The following is a 19099-nucleotide window of genomic DNA, read 5'->3' as shown; positions in this document are numbered from 1 at the left end:
TCTAATGTCGTCGCAGTCCCGCTGGGCTTGAGCCAGCGATTTGCGGCCCCCCTGGCGCGCTCCGCGTTAGTCCTCAGAATCAATTGGTGCTGTGCGATGCCAAAACGACGAGCACCGTGCGATTACCTAACCCCCCAGGTGGAAAAGTACGGAGACGCGGATCGCGGTGGATGGGGAAGCGTATGTTTATGTGTGACTGCGGTATGGCCGGGGAAGTAGGGATTGTGTTAGGGCACGGACAGTTTGCGTTCAAACGCCATCGGACGCTCGCTAGGAAGACTTTCAGGGTATCAGGATTTAAGTTCTCACAGAGTCTGTAACTTTATCGCGTTGCAGGATCGTTATCGCAAGGTTTGGTTTTACGTATATGAGGAGCCTGTATCAAATGTTGTCGTGAGGTTGCAATAGGTCTGTAAGCACGAAATGCTCGGTGAATCTAAAACACCAGTCAGGTAAGCGGGGTCGGCATCTTGAAGTGGACGATGTGATAAGCGAACACCTTGCGCGTGCAGTGATAGCAGAATGCTGTATCAAATAGAGATGCTTTTCATTTTAATTCCATCGTCGCTAAGTGACTCGGTTAAAAAACAAAGAGAATTGATTTAGGGGGTGGGCGCCAGGAGTTAGGGTTAAAATCACAGGGTGGTCAATAAAATTTTTAATATATTATAGCAGTTAATCCCCTTTGACCGCACCAGTTGATTCGCCACGCACTGTCATGACCAACCACGACCGGCATCCATCCGAACTGGGTTGGTCGCTGGCGAAGGAAAATGGCGAGGTGGCTGGCACTCTGCTAGCGTCATCTGACCTACTAATAAGAAGGGAATCATATATGGACACGCAGGGGCAGGTTCGCACATGGTTGCTCGAGCAACAGGACTGGCTTCAGGAGGCTGCGGACAAGCTCCTAAAGCAGGGGAACCTCACGCCGAAGGATATCTCACACCTGGTTGCTCTGCTTAAAACGCCTGCTGGGCAAGCCGTTTCAAAGCATCGCTGCTTTGATGAGCTGACAAATGCCCCGGTCGGGTCGGTACTTCGATTGAAAAGCATTGCGGATGTAGAGGGTATCGAGAGCTTGGGACCTCGTGCACCGCTAGACTTTGGCCCAGGTAATTTGACGGTCATCTACGGGCACAACGGGTCTGGAAAGTCGTGCTACACCCGGATTTTGAAGAAAGCGACGGGGAAGGCCCGTGCAAGCGACCTGAAACCGAACGTTTTCCACGCCGCGCCCGCAGCGAGCAAGTGCACGTTAAACTTTGAGCTGGACCAAACGGCTGAGAGCGTGGAATGGCACATCACACACCCAGCGATAGAGCAGCTCCGCGAGATCGACATCTTCGACAGTGACGAGGCCCTGCATTATCTGAAGAGTGAGAGTGCAGCGACCTACAGCCCGCCGATTATGGGCCTGTTTGAGAAACTAGCAGCCGGTACTGACGCGGTAAAAGATGCGTTGCAAGCCGAGCAGGATCACCTTGTGAGTAAGCTTCCGGTCATCCCCGCGTCTTATCAGGAAACCAGCATTGGCAAATCATACCGCAGCCTTGGCACCCTCGCGGCGTCGGCTGCTGAGCAACTGCTACGCTGGGGCGCTGAGGACGCCACCAGTCTGGAGGCGTTGAACGAGCGATTGAAGACTGCAGATCCTGCATCCTTGGCAAAACAGAAACGCGATACCAGCGTGCAATTGATGCATCTCATCAACGGTGTCAAGAAAGCCGCAGTGGCGTATGGACCGGTGCAAGCTGAAATTATTCGCGCGCAGCGTTCGGCGGCCTCCGAAAAACGGCAGATTGCGATGGAAGGGGCTCACGCTAAGTCCGCGGTTCTGGAGGGGGTCGGCACGTCCACTTGGAAGGCAATGTGGGAGGCGGCCCGCACGTATTCCCAGATCCCCTATCCCGGGCAACTGTACCCGGTCACGCAGGGCGGGCGATGCGTTCTCTGCCAGCAAACGCTCCCCCCCGACGCCCAGCAGCGCTTGAACGATTTCGAAGCGTTCATCCACAGTAGCTTGGAGACCGACGCGAAGGCCGCCGAGCTCACCTACAACGAAACACTGCGTGCGCTGCCGGGCAGCCTCACAGAAGCCGAGGTCCAGACCCAGTGCACGGCTGCAGCCTTGACCTCCCCGGAGTGGCAGACCGCCCTCTGGGGGTTTTGGCACAGTATTGGAGAGTCGAGGAAAGCGCTCCTGGATCACGAGCAGGCAGGCTTGGCAGGCCTCACCCCAGATTTCACTGCGAACCTGCTCATACTTGATAAGTTCGCCCAGCAACTTACGTCAGAAGCCGCGCAGTTTGACCAGGATGCGCTGCAGTTTGACAGGCCGAAAGCACTCGCGGAAAAAGCGGTGCTTGAAGCACAGCAGTGGGTTTCTCAGCAGAGCGAGGCGGTCAGGAAAGAGCAGCAACGGTTGAAGGATTATAAGTTGCTCGACAAGCTCAAGAGCACCGCGAGCTCGCGCCGCATCTCCACCAAGGCAACGGAAATCTCCGAAAACGTGGTTACCGAGGTCTACGTGGCACGCTTCAATAAGGAGCTGCGAGCGCTCGGCGCGACGCGTATTCAAGTCGCATTGGTCAAGACCAGAACTTCACGGGGCAAAGTGCTGCACCAACTGAGACTTAAGGCGGTAAAAAGTGGCGATCACTCGCCGGACAAGGTGCTGAGCGAAGGAGAACGCCGGATCATATCGTTGGCGGCGTTTTTAGCGGATGTGACTGACAAACCGGGGGTTGCCCCGTTTATCTTCGACGACCCGATTTCGTCGCTGGACCAAGATTTTGAATGGAAGGTTGCCTGCCGGTTGGCCGAGTTGGCAAAAGAGCGCCAGGTTCTGATTTTCACCCATCGGTTGTCGTTGTACGGGGCAATGGATGATGTCGCCAAAAAGATTGGCGAATCCTGGAAAAAAAACAACTTTCAGCAGATGTGCATCGAATCCTTTGGTGGGGCGTCCGGGCATCCCGCTGACCAGGCTGTGTGGAACAGCTCCACCAAAACAGCAAACAATATCCTGCTCGACCGGCTTCGCGACGCCAAGAAAGCTGGGGAGGCCGCGGGTGCGGCGGCTTACTACGCCTTGGCGCAGGGGATCTGCAGCGATTTTAGGAAACTGATCGAACGATCGGTGGAGGATGATCTGCTTTTCAAAATCGTTGTGCGCCATCGCCGAGGAATATCCACGGATGGTCGCCTGCCAGCATTGCTTGGGATCACCCGCGAGGACCTTCATCGTATTGACGATTTGATGACAAAATACAGTTGCTTTGAACATAGCCAGTCGGATGAAGTGCCCGTCCAACCGCCTGAAGAGGCGGAACTCAAAGCTGATATCGAATCACTCAAGCAGTGGCGGGATGACCTGGAGGCGCGGCGCAAGAAGGCAGCGTAGCAAGAGGGCAACGGAAGTCAGCGCTATTGCGCCACGCGGAGGAAAGCGACATTTAGGTCGCATGGATGATTCATGCCTGGAATCGTGACTAAGGCTTGAGCATTGCCCCATGATGGCGCGCATTGCACTTGAAACAAACTAATTACGCTAAGGAAAATTTAAATGGAGATGGTTCGGGTCAATTCCTCAGCCATGATTGCTGTGGGCTATGATGCCGCTACTGGGCAATTGAGGATTATGTTTAAACAGGGACGGTCGTACGACTACTGCCGAGTCCCGGCACAAATTCACGAAGGGCTTATGCGGGCAGGGTCGAAAGGGACGTACTTTGACCGGTACATCAAGGACCGGTACCAGTGTTAGGTTGCTGACCGCTTACAGATACTATCAGGTCGACTACGAGGGACGGTCGGCCTGTCGATTTTCGGCAGGGGTTGTCACTGTGGCGCTCATGCGCCTTTCAACCTTGTGACCAGAAATAGTGTGCGGGGAAACCGCCGTTTGTTTCGTGACAACGCCGGCAACGACCTAGCTGCAACGCCAGATACCTCCCTGCCTGGGGAGCTAGATCTATCCAACCACCGGACCTTGCGGTCACACTGGATAGTCGAGTCTGAGGAACGGGTTGTCCATAGGGGGCTGCTCTGTAATTAGCCGGGGGTCCAATAGCAAGTACCCATTGAGGTTGGCTTTCTTGCGAGGCCCTTGAACGTGGCAAGTCCAGATATTTCGACCATCTGCACTGCGCCGGTGAAGATTCATTTTTTCAAACGCCCTCTGCACCGCCTTCCAGCTGCGAGAGTCATCGACCTGGGCTATTTGGCCCCGGAAATCCTGAACATAGCGCTGGAAAATTCCCGGTGTGACCAAAAAGAGAGTGCCGTTCACAGTATGCACTTTCGCTCGGCTGTCGTTGATTATCAGTCTGTGGTCCTCCAGACCGGCACGCAACCATTCTACAAACCGGTTGCCTAGCTGTTCAGAGGCGCCTTTCGCCGGGTTGTCGGGTGGATTCTGCTGTACATCACTGGGTGTTTCAAAAAGCTCCAGCAATGCGCCAAGGTAGTCAGCATCATCCGGATCGATAGGGGCAACTTCCGCTGGCATCGAGCCTGTTGAGGCCTGCGAAACAGCTGGGTTGGCCATAGGGGGGGCTGATCCGGCGAGGCCAGCCAATCCCGGATGTTCGGCCTCGCCGGCCTCGAGCTCAACTGCGACGTCGACTGTGCCGGCGAAAGCGTTCGGGCGCGGTCCATTCGCCCAGATCAGCGAAGGTTGCAGCCGCAGGAGGGTAAACTGTTGCTGCCAAGCAGCATCGGTGACGCTGGCGGTCCAGATGGCCTTGCCTACGGGGTTGGCCTCAACCAGGCCGTGGGACTGCAACTCGTCAAACATAGCGATGTTGGAGGAGGGGATGCCGTCCACGGATTGGGCCAGCAGGTAGGCACGCAGCTTGTCGGTGACGGTCTTGCTGACCAGCCACAGGTGCTCATCGGTGAGCCAGCCGGCGGCGCCGGGCTGATTGAGCTTGAACTCGTTTTTCACCAGGTGACGCAGGCCGCTGAGCAGGTGGTGCTGCAGGGAGTGTGTGGGCGCCTGCAGGGCCTTGCTGGGGTTGGCGCCGATGTTTTGTGCTGTCGAGACGCGATCGGCTTGCAGGACCAGCTCGCCGAGGATGCCGGCGTGCTCGTAGTGGTTGGTCAGCAGGTACAGCAACTTGCCCCACAGCGCTGGATAGCCACTGAGCCAATCGAGGATGGCGCGGTCCAGCACGTGATTGTACAGCAGACCCGCGGCGGCACCGTGCAGCTGGTAATCACGGCCCTTCAGGTAGCGAAAGCGGTAGGGTCGTCCCAGGGGGCCATGCCAAGGGTGCCAGGGCTGGCTGTCCTGGTATTCCACCTGCAGGTCCACTGCGATCTTGCCGATATCGTGGAGCAGGGCGCCGTAGGCAATGCCGGCGCTCCAGGCATCAGCTTGGGCCGCCTGGTCTTCCGGAGCGGCACCACTGGGCAGCAGATGGGACTGGCGCAGCTTGAGGCTGCAGGCCACCAGCTCCAGGCCATGGTCGAGCATGCCGCCGGGGTAGGCATGGTGGTGGCTTTCACTGGCAGGCAGCTGCTGGACATAGTCGGCGTAGCGGCGGATCGGTCTCAGGTAGAGCTGCTCGAACTGCGGCTGGGACAGCGCAGTGTATTGCCAGATGCGCTCGAGCAGCTTCTGCCGGTGCTCCGCGGCGAGCAGCGCCTCGGCCGTCATCGGCGCGTAATAGCCCTCGGCAATGGGGGCAGGTGAGGGCGTGGGGACTTTGGCCTTTTCATGCGTGAACCAGCTCGGCATCGTCGCCACCTCGGTTAAATGCCCATGAGGTCCTTTTGCCTTTTCGGATAAGCCTCTTACCCTTGCCAGCCCTTCCTTTGCCGCTCTTACCCTTTACCCCTTTTCCCTTTGGCTCGCGTGCGGGAATGTGAAAGTGCAGGTATCGAGTACTGGGATCAGGGTGATCAGCCGAAGGTGTCGGTGCTGGTGCCTGTTCGCGAGGTGGAGGCTGGGTGCTCATTCCAGGCGGCAGAGACGATCCGCACGTGGGAAGAGCACCCGAGCGAGACGTGGACTATTCAGTCACGGTGATGCGCGTCTGGGTCATAGATCGAATGGCAATCTCCCGCGCGCGTTGTGCTCCCATCGCCAGGGCCTTGCCGACGGAGGCGCCTGGCAAGTCGGCATAGCTTTCTTCGGCAAGCATGCGTCCGTCTCCTTCATAGACACTCAAGAACACTTCCGTCGCGCCGCTGCGCGCAATCCTGGCCCTGACATCAATCTCGGTACCGTCGTCCAGGGTCTCCGCGTGGACCACGGCGTAGATCCTGTGATCCTCCCACGCGGTGAAGCATGAGCCTCGTTGACGCATGACAACCTTCTCCTTTCCAGCGCCTGTGTGGCCGGGTGGACACCATGGCGTGCACCTAGGATAGGAGCAGATGATTGAAATGGGGGCGCTGCGGCAGGCAATAAAGTGTGTGACGGTATGTCTGAATCAACTACGCCATCTAGGCTGCCCGTGCTGTATTGTTCGACGCACACTGTCCCAGTTTCGTCCTGGACTGACTTGATCTACGCTTGCCAAGTCGATTAGGCTATTTTCCATCCCTTTACAAGTTATTGCGCCCCATCCGTGGCGTGCGGCCTGTGCTGTTGAAACACCCTTGAGTATTTGAAGATGCATGATTCGCTGACAGAACAACAAATGCGTGAAGCATTATTCGGCCCTTCTGCTGCAGCTGCGCCTGCGGAGACTGTGGACTCGACAGAGCTCCTGTTCGTGCCGACCAAGCGTGCGGCGTCTAAACCAATCGCGAAGAAGGCGAAGCCTACGTCATTGTTCCCGAAGCTGCGGGTCACGATGCAGGTGACCAAGACCTTCGAGGGTGAAGTTGAAACCCTGGTGCATGAAGCCCGGACATTGAGCTCGCTACTGGCGGAGCAAGAGGCGCGGGACCTGGCCAAGAAAAAGAAATTCAAGTACATCGACATTGTCTCCATCGAGCAGGTTTAGCCAGCGCTGGAATGCATTGCTGATCTGTTTAGTGGTTGTGCACGAGATTTCCGCGATTGGTTGGCGTAGTTGCGTATCCTGCGTGAAATAGTTCTGAACCTTTCGGCTATTATTTTCCCTAAACTATTTCAGACAATCATCCTCACTCTTGCAAAAGGATTTCCTATGTCAAAACTTGCAGAATTCAAAGCCCTAGAGGCCCAACTGGCCGCGCAGATTCAGCAGTTGGATGCCTTGAAAAATGATGCCGAACTGAAACGGGAGATCGAGTTCGAGAGCAAGCTCAAGGCGCTGCTGGAAGAGTACGGTGTCAGCCTGAAACACATCATTGCGATCCTTGACCCCGTCAAAGCCGGCGGATACTCGACCGCGAAGTCCGCCGCTACCCCGCAGCGCAAGCCGCGCGAACCCAAACGCTACAAGCACCCAGATAGCGGCGAAGTGGTGGAAACCAAAGGTGGCAACCACAAGATCCTCAAGCAGTGGAAGCAGGAGCACGGGGCAGAGACGGTGGAGAGCTGGCTGCAGTAATCGACGCTGGACCATCGGCATCCTTGCTTGAGCGTGAACAAAACAAAGGCCCCATGGGGCCTTTGTGGTTTTCTCTGCTGAGTCATGCGGTGAGTTGGTGAAGTGGCTCGGTGCTGCCTTGATCGTGCAGCGTCATGAGGTACTCCGACGCTTCGCGTGCCTGGCCGCTGGCGCGGAAGATGGCACGCTTGTCTTCCCGAAGAATACTCAACCATGAGGCCAGGTACTCCTCATGGCGCAGCTCTCCCTGAATGCCGGTGAGGGCGCACAGGAACGCTGCAGCCATCTCCGCCACCAGCTCTTCGAACGCATACTCCGCAGAACCGAAGCGGTGTCCGCCGGTGATGCCGTCGCGCTTGAGGCGCGATTGATGGCCGGACCAATGCGTCAGCTCGTGCAGGGCCGTGGCGTAATAGCTACCGACGTCCTCGAATTGTGCTTTGGTGGGCAACTCAATCAGGTCGCGCAGCGGATGGTAGAAGGCATCATCCCCGAAGCGATGCTCGATGCGCGCACCCGATAGCTCCAGGACGCGCTCGGCTGGCCCATGGTCGATGAAGGGGGGGCCGGGTTCTGCCTTACCTGTATCCTCAGGCTCGCTGACCAAGCCCTCGGTCTGCTCGATGTTGAACAGGCAATGGGTACGCAACAGTGCGAACTGCACCATCTTGATGTTGCCTTGTTCATCCCGAACAACCTCGCCATGCTCGTCCTGAGCTTCCTTGCTCATCGGTTTGTACAGCACCGCCAGGGTCGATTGCTCGCCCTTGCGGATATGCCCGCCCGCCTGGCGTGCCTGGTTGAAGGTCAGCCAGCGGTCCTGACGATAGCCGCGCAAGCGCGCCTCCGCCCAGAGCAGGGGGATGTTGATGCCGGCGTACGCTCGTCGGGTGATGGCATTGGTGGGGAAGGGTGAGTCAGCCCCTGAACCAGGGGTTGACCAGGGTTTGATCCAGGGCACCATCCCCTGATCGATAGCGGTAATGATCTTGGTGGTGACGTCGAGGTAGATGTCGGACATGACGTTCTCCTGAGCTTAGAGGGAACGCCGCCCGACCGGGAGGGGTTCCCGGTGGGGTGAAAGGAGTGTTGCAAGGCGGTGTTGGCCGGCCGCTTTCAGGGGCCGACTGTTGCCTCGCTGGGTAGGTGAATCAACAGAAACGCAGGTTCTCCAGCAGGATTCATCTTGTTGACCTGCACATGCTGCAACGAGCCCACTGGGAGGTCGGCGTCGAGCTCTAGGTCGACTGCAACGCCGTTAAAGCCGGTACTGGCCAGCGATAGGGTGGAACGCAACAGGCGTGAAAGACGCTGGCTCGAAAGCCCAGATAGAGGACTTCCACCGTTGGCTTCCATAACGTATTGCCATACGCCGGGACTCAGTACGATGGCAGTAGACAGGGGGCTGGGGTTAAGCATTGCTACCTCCCAAATCTCGGCTGAGCACGGCACCGGGCATATAAACAGGTGGCTGCTCGTCGCAGGTTTGATGTGAAAAGCATTGCTGGTGGCTGTGGTTTAAACCCAGCTGGGCGAAGGGTCAATCCGGGCTCGCGCAGCCAAATGGCATGCGGGGTCCAGCGAATTCCAGGGAAGACAGTGCAGCGCTTTAACCAGATGAACGGCTGATGTTGCCTTGGTCGTTGTTGCCGGCGCCCCTCAGAATGAGGGGCTGTCTGCACAGGTAGTGGTGGATTGGCTCACAGCTTTCCAGGAACGGTAACTTCGGCTGCCAGGCACAGGTGTGTAGGAGTGGCTTCAAGCAGCAAAGAACCCGAGGTACCGCGAAGCGCGGCCAGCACGGGATCGTCGACGTTGAAGTATTCGACAAAGTCGTCACCACCAAACTCATCCCGAGCGCGGTGCCACCATGACTCGAAGTCGTCAATTTCAGGATTGCAGCCGGTTGCGTAAGCAACCCGCTTGCGCCCACCTTCGGGTTTGGACTCGCCGATCTCGGACATGAGGTAAACGCCGTGATCCTTGACCAGTAAGATTCGGCAGCCATTGATACTGGCTTCCGCCAGCACTGCTTGTAGTTCTGTTCCCGTGAATCGAAGCATGATGAGTTCCTCAAGCAATAGCGCTGAGGAATACCGTCCGGCTGGGAGGAATTCCCAGCGGTGGAGCGGTTGGTATGAAGGCCGAGGTAAGCAGGGCCTGGTGATGAAGCGTTCATCTCCGCAGGGGCGGCGATCGTGTGAACTGCCGAACGCGAATCACACTTGGGAGAACCATCGTTAAAGCGACGTAGCCTTCAAGGTTCTGGCTACCTAGGTGCTGGAATCCAGCAGTTGCAACTTACAAATATCCCACCTACCGAATGCGTTTCAAGAGGCAAGAATGGATGTTTTGCCAAGTTGTGCCGGTGAAGAATTCTACTTGGCAATGACCTGATGGATGGTCAACCGCATGCAGATGGGAGGAGTAGCATTAAGAGGATCCAAATTTTTGGATCAGTCAATGTGTGGTAGTTGGAATGGGACACCGAAGCGACTCGACAATGACTTTTTCTTACCGGATTGGGGCTTCCGTAGGCGGGCTTTGGGTACGCTTTCGAAAAGCGCAGCGAGCGTTGATCGATTCGTCGAAGCTCTCTGATATTCCGCTACCGATTCGTCATGGATTTCTCTCGATTGCAACGGGCGTGTTCATCGTGGTGATTGTGCTAGGTGCGGTATTTACTGTTTGCTTTGTATTGGGCTTGGCGGTTCTGCGCAGGTTGCCGCCGCTGGACGTTGGCCCTGACGCGCCACCTGGATACGACGACATTGACCACCCCTACCACCGCGTGACTTATCCTGAACGCTACGATGATTTCGGTTCGTTACGTTGAAGATTGTTGCCATCAACGCGTAGATTTTTTCGCCGCAGTCATCAGCTGGGAAGTGCCTTTCGCCGCTGAAGCTTCTGCTGAATGAGAGCCTCTATTCAGCATCCCCTCAATGTTTGCTCCGACGGCGTAACCTGCCCAGCTCATTGCACCCACGAATGTCATAGGTAACACCACGAACATCGCGCCCATCACGTATTCGATAACTTGGGCTGTCACGGTGCCGTCCATAAATCCGGAGGTGGGCAGTGACAACAGCGTCTGGTCGGTCCCTGACACCTGGTTGTACAAAGTGTCCAACATGCTCGAGTCCACCCACCGAGCCAGCTCCCACCAAAACGTCAGCATGTGCAACGTGAACAGTGCGAAGGTAACGGTCATCAAGGCCCTCAACTGATAAGTGCTGATCAGCAGCACCAGCGGCAGGCTGATGATTGCACCCAGGATCAGGAACGCCTGCACCATCGGCAGTGCGGCGCGGAGCGCGTTCATCGCCGGGAAATTGCTGAATGACCCAAGCGCTAGGCCAGTATTCGTGGCCAGGTTGTTCAGACCCTGCGTGATGGAACCGCCTCGGGCGCTGCTGCCATAGTCCTGGAACACCTGGCCCGGGGACGTGCTGATGGACTGCTGCCGCGGGCTGACCAGTTCGCGTAGCGTGGCATCTTCGACCTCGGTGTAGGTCCGCCCGGTCAACCAGCCCTCCAGGCGAGAAATCAGCGAGGGATCGACCTCGGCCAGCAGGCGCGCGCGCAGGCCAACATCGGCATCGCTCCACCATTGCTTGCAATTGGGGTAGCCCGCGCCGTTGGCCAGCTGAGGCAACGACGTGTCGCGAGCCTCGTCGTAGGGCCAAGCGACCCTCGGCGTCCGTGAGCGGTCGATATCGTAATAACCCGCGGTATTGAGGAAGTAGCTCGAGCCAATCCAGGAGGCGTCGTAGCTTTGCGCCTTGTCGAGCTCTGGCCGATTGGTAAACAGCCGCGACCGTGAGTAGCCGTAGCAGTCCCGCGTGAAATCCGCGACCTCCTGCAGCAACACCTGGTTGCTGATGCGGGAGCTGTCGATCTCCATGCGCATTTCACGGATATCGGGTTCGCAGGGGATGGCTGCCGTGGCTGCGGCGGTGATGCCCTTGCTCAACGCATGAACAAGGTACCACCACACCGGTACGTTCGCCGACTTGTCGCCGATGGTATTGAACGTGGTGCCCCAGGACGTATCAGCCGGCTTGGCCAGTGAGATGCCGCAGCGCTGGCTGGCCGCGTCATCGAAGGTAATCGACGACAGGTTCAGCGGGAAAAACGGGATGCAGGCGAACAGGATCACCACGTAGGCCATCCATAAACGGTTTTCGACGCGAGGGATCGACAGTAGTCCTTTGTTGCCCTCATCAGCGCCTTGTTGTCGTGCTGACAGCCACTCCTGGAGGATGATGGCCCCGAAGGGCACGGCGAACAGCCCCGTGTCGACCAGGGTGTTCCAGATGCCGTTGTTGATGATCCAGGCCAGCAACGACAGATAGAACTCCAGGTAGCTGTTGGTGCTCAGGGTCATGGTTCACCTCACGAGCGCGTCAGTTCAACCAACGCAATGGCACTGAAGCCGATCATCGCCAGGCACTGCAGTCGGCGCCGGCCTTCTGTAGAGCGCTGCATTCGGAATGCACGCCACCAGCCGGCGCTGATCAGGCTGTAGAGCAAAACGCGCCAGCATGCGAGGTAGCCGCTTAGGGCACGCGGGATCCTTGGCCATTCAGGCCACAAATTCAGGGAGTGAATGGCCAACCAGGCAATCGACACGAGGACGACGCAAGCGCCACTACCGAGCAGCAGGCCTATCAGACCTGCCTTGAGGCTAGCCATCGTCATGGCGTGCTCCTGCCTTGATCAGCGCGCTGGAGCCTGCCAGGTTCCGGGTCGCGCTGATCGATGATGCGCGAGGCGTCTGCACCGCCGGCATGGCGGTCCAGCACCAGGTTGGCGGTATTGGTGGCCAGGGATTGCCGAATCTGCAGCTCGGTCTGCAGCAAGCGAATCTCTCTATCCAGGGTTTCGACGTTGTTGTTCAGCGCGTTGGTTGCGGGCTGCGCCGATGCCACGTTGGGCTCATGACTGCCTGCCAGCAGGGTGCGCTGCAGCAACATGGCCTTGTAGATGACGCTCGACAGCGCGGTTTCGCTTGCAAGACGCCGGGCGAGCAAGTCCTGGTCGGGGTCATCGCGCAAGCCTTCGATCACGCCGCGCGACACCGATAGCAGCGGGCTGGATACCTTGCTCAGATTCTCGGGCGTAGGTTGATCTGTGCCCACTACCAGCCGCTGCAGCCCGGTCAACTGCTCGGCGTAGGCTTCTTGGATCAGAGGCGAAAGACCGGTTCCTGTCGTCGCTCGCAGGGACTCACAGTCGTCACAGGTCTCCACCTCGGTCTCGCCCAGCACCCGGGTAGCCCAGTCGGCGGCTTCGCCTGGGCTGAACCAGGCTTGGCAGATGGCACCGTTCTGGCAGGCAGAGCCCACAGCAGAGCTGTCGTCCAGCGAGCGGTTGTGCAGCAGGTTGTACCCTGCTTTGACGACGTCGGCAGTCACCCGGATGGGCGCTTGGGCTCGTCCACCGGCTTTCTGCCCACCGACCCAGCTGACGCCATTGTTGCCGTTGTTGGTTTCGGTGTTTTTCACCGCGGTTACCGCGTCGCCGCCGGACTGCTCAAGGTTGGCCTGCATCTCCTGGTTCTTCGCCATGTCGCCCCAACCCGCTTGGTCGACCTTGTCGGCCATCTTGGCGGCCATAGCCTGGCAGGTAAGCTTGGACCGGTCGAAATCGAGCCGACCCTGCAGCACTCCGTTGCTGAGCAATTCGTAGAGGCCGGGGTTGGCACGCTGGATGATCATCGCTGGCAGGGACATCACCGCCTGCGTGGCATTCTGGATGACGTTGCCCATGATCTGCTGGAAGCCCTGGGTGGCGCCGTTCAACTGGTTCTGCAGCGTGTTGGCGAGGTTCATGTTTCCGCACATCATGTTGGCGCGCCATGACAGCCCCACGCCCAGGCCACTGGGGCGGTACAAGGAGGAGGGGGCTCCCGCAGCCGAGCCACCACCGATGGTGTACATCACCCGGTCATCCAGTACCTGACCTTGATCCCCGAGGTGGTAGTCACCATCCGCCGCAGCGCTGGAAGCGCATGCCAGCGCACCCATCAGGCCGAGCAGCATGGCAATTGGATAGTGCCATTTGCGCGCACTCATCAGTGGCCTCCGTCGAAGTCGATGCTGAACAGGAAGGTCTGGCCCATGCGCTGGCAACAGCGGTAGGGCCGCCACAGCGACCAGGCATAGGCACCGTCGTTGCTTTGAATCGCGGGGCTTGGAAACACCGCACACCTAGTCTGCACTTGCGGGTAAAGCAGCTGCCAGCGATGGTTGCTGACGTCGTTTTCCATTACCGGCAGCGGCGGCCAGTAGCCGTCGTACGGCATAGGTTGCAGCGGCAGGTAGATGTGCGGTTGCCCCATCCGGGTGATGAAGTCGCTGGCGCGTTGGGCCATGACGGCGGCGGCTTTGAAGTCGTCTGGCTGGACCAGGAAACCCTCTCGGGGATAGACATTCCCCCACATCTCGCCCAGCGCCTGGCTGCCGATTTCACGTACGCCGGGCACCAGCGCCTGGGGGTAGACCGATTCGGGTACGCCGTGGCGCCAGCCGAGTGGGTCAAGGGTGCTTAGGTAATAGGGAGTAAGCGGGGTTGCGCCAGTCGGGCAGTTATAGCCAAAGCGCTGGGCGAGGGCTGTCAGCGCCAGCCCTCCGGGATGGCCGATGGCGTCGACATTCTTGAAGCGGGGTAGGTTGTCGCGTCGCGGGGAGGGGGTAATGAGGTTACCCCCTCCTTCCGAACCGGGAACGGGCATCGACAGGGCCGACATTTCGAGCCAAGGATTGGCCCCGGTGTCGGTGTAGCTCGATACCACCAGTTCGGGAATGAAGTGGCGGATTTTGGGCGAGGTGCGGACCGTGCAGCCGAAGGGGGTACACAACAGCCAATAGCAGATGCCGACGACCCGGTACTCCAGGCATTGCAGTGAGCTGACCGAGGCAACGATGGCCGGCGTCGTCAACGCCAAGCACGGTGTGGAAACGATGATGGAGGCGAGAGCAATCGCCTGCCGACGTAGTCTGCAACCGAGTCGCTGGCTGAAGGCTATCGACCTTGAAGGCCTGGGGATGCATTTGAAGATACTTACGTTCATGGGAAGCGCTCAGCAGCTCAACCGTTTTGCATCCATTGCGCCGACCTTCAGCATCGTGGATTGCAACACCGAAACCGCCTTGTAAATTGAGTTGCGGGTGATCGTATTTGCGGGTTGACTGCAGGCAGTGGTGGTGGGCGAGTCGAAGAGCTGGGGACTTTCAAGAAAGAGTACAAGTGTACTCCTGGCCGTCATCAGCGACCTGTTAGCGAGGTTGCTGGGAAGCAGCAGGGCGAGTTTTGGCAGGCGCCGCTGCGTGGTTGGCCGGCTGGGTGCAGTCGTTTGGCTCAACCCACGGTGTGTCGCCCGCTACAAAGGCCGCAGGTTGCTACAACAACGCGGCCGGCGTATGGGTGACGGGAGTGCACGCGGTAACGCCCGATTTTCAGGGCTGATTGATGGCTTCTTTGCCGAGCGTTTCCAGGCAGGCCCCAATCAGAGCCGATGACTCGTCCAGGCCGTTCAGGGCGCTCCGCACATTAACCGCGGCCTCACTGCCTCCGTTGTTTTCAGCCCACAACGCTAGTTCCTCCACCGCCGCGCCGAGGGCGTGGTGGGCCTGCACTTGCGCCACCATCAATTTCTGCAACATTTGAATAGCCGTCATCAACGTTTCCTCCTGGTTAGTCCTGAGGTTAGCAGCGGGATCCGCGGAGGTGTTTTTACGATAAGGGCCGGCGTGTAAGGCGATTTTCAGTGACCTACATACGGTGGCCGTTGCTTTCTCGCCTTACCCTGGACGTTGGGCAAATCGATGTCGTGGTACGCCCGCCCAGAGTGACACGCGGCCCTTCATCCCGGTCGCCGACCAGCGCGAGCGCCCCCACCTGTCGAAATACCTCGCCGCCAAGATTGACCCGGAGGATGATTTTACTTTTACTGTATGCATATACAGTTTACGCAAGGCGTTCGTCATGAGCATCACATTCCTGGGACCGTTGGGTGAGGGCGGGGCCACGCTTCCGTTGTATTCGTTCAAGGTCCCTGCCGGCTTTCCTTCACCCGCCGCCGATCATATCGAGAAGCACATCTCGCTGGATGAGTTGCTGGAGATCCGCGCACCCCATATCTACCTGGTGCGGATCTCGGGCAGCAGCATGGAGGGGGCTGGGATCTTCGACGACGATTTGGTCGTCGTCGATCGCTCGATCACTGCCGAGCACGGCCATATCGTGATTGCCGCAGTGAATTGCGAACCGGTGTGCAAACGCCTGTGCAAGCGGGGAGACAGCATCATCCTGATGTCCGAAAATTCCGGCTACCCTCCGCGCTACATTCTCGAGGGCGATGAGCTGGTTGTCTGGGGCGTCGTGACCTTTAGCGTGCGCGCCCATGATCCCAAAGCCTAATCTTGTCTTCGCCCTCATCGACTGCAACTCTTCCTGACCCTTATTAACCGTTAGTATTGCTTTTATTCATATAATTCAATGGGTTACTTTTCGTAACTATTTATAGATTTTTCTAGGTGTGGATTCTACTGAATCTGGCCAATGACAAGAATCTGCATAGGTAAACAGTTTTGGCAGCGATGCATTCGGAATGTGATCATGCATGGCGCCTCTGCGGATCAATTCAATGTTGCAATCACCGAAGCCAGCCTGCGGGGGCTTTGATTTCGATCGCGCTAGCCTGACATCAAGCACTTAGCCCCTGAAGGCGCTTGGATTTATTGAATCCGGCGCTATTGCCAATTCGATTTCGGCATCAGAAGATGGAGGTGGAATTTTCGCAGCGACTGGATGTTGGCCACGGTACGTTTACAGGAGGTAAAAAATATGAGTTCGGCTCGGCATGACTACCAGCAATTCCTAACTTGGCTTCATCTTCCAGAACGCGGTGCTACCGAAGATACTCGACGGTTTGCAAATCTGGTCGACCAAGATTTCGACACCGTGGCCGCACACTCGCGCGCTATGAGCCGCCGATCGGTTCTATTGGCTTCCAAGGCTAAAGAGTCTCTACTCCAGACCGACTTTACACCTCCCGCAGCTGCGGGAACGGTTACTGTTGGTGAGTGGGCATGGAGCGCACTGCATAGTCTAACCATCGGCCCTTTTCGTGGCTTCAGAGTGGCTGAGACATTCAATTTTCCTCAGCGAATTACCATGTTCTATGGCCCTAATGGCAGCGGAAAAACGAGCCTCTGCGAAGCGTTAGAGCTGGCACTCTTGGGGGCCGTAGATGAGGCGTCGGCTAAGCGAATCCCTGCTCAACGCTATTTTGCGAACCTTCACGAAAATAGGTATGAAGCCCCCACCCTCGCTGCACGAAGCGCGGAAGGTCAGGTGTCGGCAGTGCAAGCGGACTCAGAGGCCTATCGATTCTGCTTCGTTGAGAAAAACCGCATAGATAACTTTTCGCGAATCGCATCTAAGAGCGCAGGTGAAAAGAAGGATCTGATAGCGGCTCTATTTGGTATGGAGCAGTTCCATGACTTCGTCACTAACTTCAACGAGTCGATGGACCAGCAGCTCAATCTAGTTGCGATCCAACAGCAGGAGCTCGAAACGCAGCGTGCAGCGCTGCAGCGTGATCAAGCAACAATAAATGGCGAGCTCCAGGCGGTTCAGACAATCGCGCAAGAGGAGACTGCCTATGCTGGAGCGTATGCTACCGACCTCTCGTACCAGCAGCTTCTTGAGCTCATCGGCAGCGATGCCGCCCCAGGTCGTCTGCATTACCTCAATGCGCAACTGGATGGGCCAACGCCAGGTCTCTATGGCGTCAGCAGCGAGGCGTTGATTGCGGCATATCAGGCTGCGGATCGTGAGCAGGAGCTACTCGAGGATGTGGACAAAAGGCTAACTGCCAAGATTGGTGAGACCTCCTTCCAAAATCTGTACAACGCGGTTCTTGGCTTACAAGCCTTGTCGCCCGATAACTGCCCAGCTTGCGGGACGCCAATCAATGGTGATTATCACGTTGTACGTGACCCATACGTGCAGGCGCGTGACGGTCTGGCTCAGCTTCAAGAGCTCGCTAGTCTGCAGGCTGAAAAAAACGCAGTACGAGGCGAATGGGAACGTGCGTCCCGAGGCTTGGAGGGGCTGTTAACTGCCTTCGGTCAGCGCGTTAGCGCTCAGCCTGATCATGCCGATGACAGGGTGCGATATCTCGCATCTCCGGGTGCTGACCACCGTGCTGCCTGGTGGAAAGCTAGCTATGTAAAACAAGGCGATGCGCCTTCGATGGCCCAAAGGATCGTCGATTTAGCAGTCGAATGCGAAAGGATTGATACCCAGACAAACCAGGCACTGGCAGATCGCGCGGCACTGGCACAAGAGCGCACTCGGCTTGTTCAGGCAGCGCAAGATGTAGCTGGTTTTCAAACACGTCGCGCTGAGATAGCCCGGCAAGTCGGCATAGCTAGACAAACAATTGCGAACTTTGATCAAGCGAATGCAGCGCTCATCGATGCTGTGCAGCAAGAGGCAGTGCAGCTCGTACTCAGTCGACGCATTAAAGCGGCCTATGACGAATTCTTGAGGCTGCTCAGGCAGTTCAGATCAGAGCTACCCGGTACGCTCATAGCTGGGCTTAACACTGTCGCTCTGGAGATCTATAACGAGTTCAACAGACGCGATCATGACGGCGACAAGCTGGCGGCACTTTATCTGCCGACCAACGAGGAAGAGCGTATCGGGCTGGCGTTTCGTGCTGCCCCAGATACTAGGGTAGATGCGTTGCACGTCCTCAGCGAGGGACATGTTCGTTGCCTGGGCGTTGCAATCCTTCTTGCAAAGGCGCTGCATATTCAGGCTCCGACGATCATCTTTGACGATGCGATCAACGCGATTGACACCGAGCACCGTGAAGGCATCAGAGAGGCGATCTTCCAGAGTGATCGCTTCGCAGCAACTCAAATTATCGTCACGTGCCATAGCAGCGAATTCATCAAGGATCTGCAGAACCATGTCGAGAAAGGCCAATGGACGGCCTACTACTTCATGCCTCATATCGGGGACCACCGGCCGCGGGTAAAAGGTAACGAGATCACCTTCAACTACTTGGAGCAGGCCCGTGCCGCCTTGGACATTGGTGACTGGCGCAACGCACTGGGCGCATCCAGGCAGGCCCTGGAGATGCTTACGGAAAAGATTTGGAAGTGGCTCGGCAAGAACGACCTCGGAGTAATAACCCTGCCGTTAGCTGGACGCGGGGCGGAGCCGAATCTGAGAAATCTCTGCGAGGCTTTGAAAAGACGGCTCGATGACTCGAGAACATTTGTGCACCAGGACAAGCCCGCCGTAGTTCAAGGGCTTGGTGACGTCATAGGTGTTCCGGTGCAATCGAACGTATGGACGTATCTAAACAAAGGAGTCCATGAAGAGGCTGACAGAGATGACTACGACCCGAACCTCGTCCGCACCATTGTGGAGAACCTTGAAAGGATGAATCAGCTTCGGCTTGGTTCAATGCCTGTTGCTATCGCTGGAGCCGCCCAAGCGGCAGTTACGCAAGCGGTCGCTGACGTGGCTAATCCGCTATAACTGTTTTCCGTCATCGGTAACCCGGCGACACATACAGA

The 19099-nt window shown here is 57.5% G+C and carries 17 protein-coding genes; 8 read left to right on the top strand and 9 right to left on the bottom strand.

The features are described 5' to 3' along the window. Nucleotides 1-718 precede the first annotated feature (718 nt). Nucleotides 719-3406 (top strand): AAA family ATPase, encoded by a 2688-nt coding sequence (locus ACZ9GA_RS13450; protein ID WP_476226463.1) that lies wholly within the window; start codon nt 719-721, stop codon nt 3404-3406. A gap of 162 nt (nt 3407-3568) precedes the next feature. Then, on the top strand, nt 3569-3769 hold the full coding sequence (locus tag ACZ9GA_RS13445; RefSeq protein ID WP_476226462.1) for a KTSC domain-containing protein: 201 nt from the start codon (nt 3569-3571) through the stop codon (nt 3767-3769). A 231-nt stretch (nt 3770-4000) separates the two neighbouring features. On the opposite strand, the gene mobH is transcribed toward ACZ9GA_RS13445, so the two are convergent. Next, the gene (gene mobH / locus ACZ9GA_RS13440; protein ID WP_457362219.1) at nt 4001-5746 is read right to left on the bottom strand and encodes a MobH family relaxase; all 1746 of its coding nucleotides are present in this window, start codon (nt 5744-5746) and stop codon (nt 4001-4003) included. Nucleotides 5747-6020: 274 nt separating this feature from the next. Next, complete coding sequence (locus ACZ9GA_RS13435) at nt 6021-6317, bottom strand: hypothetical protein (protein ID WP_457362220.1); 297 nt, start codon at nt 6315-6317, stop codon at nt 6021-6023. Nucleotides 6318-6626: 309 nt separating this feature from the next. Between ACZ9GA_RS13435 and ACZ9GA_RS13430 the strand changes: the two genes are divergently transcribed. Continuing rightward, nucleotides 6627-6962: a hypothetical protein gene (locus ACZ9GA_RS13430; RefSeq protein WP_457362221.1), complete on the top strand. Its 336-nt coding sequence runs from the start codon at nt 6627-6629 to the stop codon at nt 6960-6962. A 165-nt stretch (nt 6963-7127) separates the two neighbouring features. Further along, nucleotides 7128-7493, top strand: a complete 366-nt coding sequence (locus ACZ9GA_RS13425; RefSeq protein ID WP_457362222.1) for a histone-like nucleoid-structuring protein, MvaT/MvaU family — start codon at nt 7128-7130, stop codon at nt 7491-7493. Nucleotides 7494-7575: 82 nt separating this feature from the next. Here the strand turns inward: ACZ9GA_RS13425 and ACZ9GA_RS13420 are convergent, their stop codons facing one another. Together ACZ9GA_RS13420 and ACZ9GA_RS13415 are read right to left on the bottom strand one after the other, a co-directional pair. After that, nucleotides 7576-8514, bottom strand: a complete 939-nt coding sequence (locus ACZ9GA_RS13420) for an ArdC family protein (RefSeq protein WP_457362223.1) — start codon at nt 8512-8514, stop codon at nt 7576-7578. Between the two features lie 679 nt (nt 8515-9193). After that, entirely contained in the window at nt 9194-9556 is a 363-nt protein-coding gene (locus ACZ9GA_RS13415; RefSeq protein ID WP_457362225.1) for a DUF3085 domain-containing protein, read from the bottom strand. Nucleotides 9557-9996: 440 nt separating this feature from the next. Here ACZ9GA_RS13415 and ACZ9GA_RS13410 point away from each other — a divergent pair, with 440 nt between their 5' ends. Further along, nucleotides 9997-10329, top strand: coding sequence for a hypothetical protein (locus ACZ9GA_RS13410; RefSeq protein ID WP_457362226.1), 333 nt, complete (start codon nt 9997-9999; stop codon nt 10327-10329). Between the two features lie 12 nt (nt 10330-10341). Here the strand turns inward: ACZ9GA_RS13410 and ACZ9GA_RS13405 are convergent, their stop codons facing one another. The 4 genes from ACZ9GA_RS13405 to ACZ9GA_RS13390 are packed head-to-tail and all read right to left on the bottom strand — an operon-like array spanning nt 10342 to nt 14439. Beyond that, on the bottom strand, nt 10342-11883 hold the full coding sequence (locus ACZ9GA_RS13405) for a conjugal transfer protein TraG N-terminal domain-containing protein (RefSeq protein WP_457362227.1): 1542 nt from the start codon (nt 11881-11883) through the stop codon (nt 10342-10344). 8 nt (nt 11884-11891) lie between these two features. Further along, complete coding sequence (locus tag ACZ9GA_RS13400; protein WP_457362228.1) at nt 11892-12197, bottom strand: hypothetical protein; 306 nt, start codon at nt 12195-12197, stop codon at nt 11892-11894. After that, nucleotides 12194-13540, bottom strand: coding sequence for an integrating conjugative element protein (locus ACZ9GA_RS13395; protein WP_457362229.1), 1347 nt, complete (start codon nt 13538-13540; stop codon nt 12194-12196). Before ACZ9GA_RS13395 ends, ACZ9GA_RS13400 begins: the two co-directional genes overlap by 4 nt. Nucleotides 13541-13572: 32 nt before the next feature. After that, nucleotides 13573-14439, bottom strand: coding sequence for a TIGR03756 family integrating conjugative element protein (locus ACZ9GA_RS13390; RefSeq protein WP_476226461.1), 867 nt, complete (start codon nt 14437-14439; stop codon nt 13573-13575). On the opposite strand from ACZ9GA_RS13390, the gene ACZ9GA_RS13385 reads away from it, so the two are divergent. Next, on the top strand, nt 14423-14656 hold the full coding sequence (locus ACZ9GA_RS13385) for a hypothetical protein (RefSeq protein WP_457363785.1): 234 nt from the start codon (nt 14423-14425) through the stop codon (nt 14654-14656). The genes ACZ9GA_RS13390 and ACZ9GA_RS13385 overlap by 17 nt on opposite strands. Nucleotides 14657-14956: 300 nt before the next feature. On the opposite strand, the gene ACZ9GA_RS13380 is transcribed toward ACZ9GA_RS13385, so the two are convergent. Beyond that, the gene (locus ACZ9GA_RS13380) at nt 14957-15178 is read right to left on the bottom strand and encodes a hypothetical protein (protein ID WP_457362230.1); all 222 of its coding nucleotides are present in this window, start codon (nt 15176-15178) and stop codon (nt 14957-14959) included. A 307-nt stretch (nt 15179-15485) separates the two neighbouring features. Between ACZ9GA_RS13380 and ACZ9GA_RS13375 the strand changes: the two genes are divergently transcribed. Both ACZ9GA_RS13375 and ACZ9GA_RS13370 read left to right on the top strand, forming a co-directional pair. Beyond that, the gene (locus ACZ9GA_RS13375; RefSeq protein WP_457362231.1) at nt 15486-15920 is read left to right on the top strand and encodes a LexA family protein; all 435 of its coding nucleotides are present in this window, start codon (nt 15486-15488) and stop codon (nt 15918-15920) included. Nucleotides 15921-16346: 426 nt separating this feature from the next. Further along, a complete protein-coding gene (locus tag ACZ9GA_RS13370) occupies nt 16347-19061 on the top strand; it encodes an AAA family ATPase (protein ID WP_457362232.1) in 2715 nt (904 codons plus the stop codon). Nucleotides 19062-19099: the final 38 nt, after the last annotated feature.

It is taken from the genome of Pseudomonas sp. TE3644, from assembly GCF_056278815.1.
This window is presented reverse-complemented; position numbering and strand designations above follow the sequence as displayed.

Excerpts from the sequence above, each read along its gene's own strand:
- ACZ9GA_RS13385 (WP_457363785.1), top strand. The coding sequence starts at position 14,423 with ATGGCCGGCGTCGTCAACGCCAAGCACGGTGTGGAAACGATGATGGAG.
- ACZ9GA_RS13435 (WP_457362220.1), bottom strand. The coding sequence starts at position 6,317 with ATGCGTCAACGAGGCTCATGCTTCACCGCGTGGGAGGATCACAGGATC.
- ACZ9GA_RS13445 (WP_476226462.1), top strand. The coding sequence starts at position 3,569 with ATGGAGATGGTTCGGGTCAATTCCTCAGCCATGATTGCTGTGGGCTAT.
- ACZ9GA_RS13370 (WP_457362232.1), top strand. The coding sequence starts at position 16,347 with ATGAGTTCGGCTCGGCATGACTACCAGCAATTCCTAACTTGGCTTCAT.
- ACZ9GA_RS13415 (WP_457362225.1), bottom strand. The coding sequence starts at position 9,556 with ATGCTTCGATTCACGGGAACAGAACTACAAGCAGTGCTGGCGGAAGCC.
- ACZ9GA_RS13380 (WP_457362230.1), bottom strand. The coding sequence starts at position 15,178 with ATGACGGCTATTCAAATGTTGCAGAAATTGATGGTGGCGCAAGTGCAG.
- ACZ9GA_RS13420 (WP_457362223.1), bottom strand. The coding sequence starts at position 8,514 with ATGTCCGACATCTACCTCGACGTCACCACCAAGATCATTACCGCTATC.
- mobH (WP_457362219.1), bottom strand. The coding sequence starts at position 5,746 with ATGCCGAGCTGGTTCACGCATGAAAAGGCCAAAGTCCCCACGCCCTCA.
- ACZ9GA_RS13375 (WP_457362231.1), top strand. The coding sequence starts at position 15,486 with ATGAGCATCACATTCCTGGGACCGTTGGGTGAGGGCGGGGCCACGCTT.
- ACZ9GA_RS13405 (WP_457362227.1), bottom strand. The coding sequence starts at position 11,883 with ATGACCCTGAGCACCAACAGCTACCTGGAGTTCTATCTGTCGTTGCTG.
- ACZ9GA_RS13425 (WP_457362222.1), top strand. The coding sequence starts at position 7,128 with ATGTCAAAACTTGCAGAATTCAAAGCCCTAGAGGCCCAACTGGCCGCG.
- ACZ9GA_RS13430 (WP_457362221.1), top strand. The coding sequence starts at position 6,627 with ATGCATGATTCGCTGACAGAACAACAAATGCGTGAAGCATTATTCGGC.
- ACZ9GA_RS13410 (WP_457362226.1), top strand. The coding sequence starts at position 9,997 with ATGACTTTTTCTTACCGGATTGGGGCTTCCGTAGGCGGGCTTTGGGTA.
- ACZ9GA_RS13400 (WP_457362228.1), bottom strand. The coding sequence starts at position 12,197 with ATGACGATGGCTAGCCTCAAGGCAGGTCTGATAGGCCTGCTGCTCGGT.
- ACZ9GA_RS13450 (WP_476226463.1), top strand. The coding sequence starts at position 719 with ATGACCAACCACGACCGGCATCCATCCGAACTGGGTTGGTCGCTGGCG.
- ACZ9GA_RS13395 (WP_457362229.1), bottom strand. The coding sequence starts at position 13,540 with ATGCTGCTCGGCCTGATGGGTGCGCTGGCATGCGCTTCCAGCGCTGCG.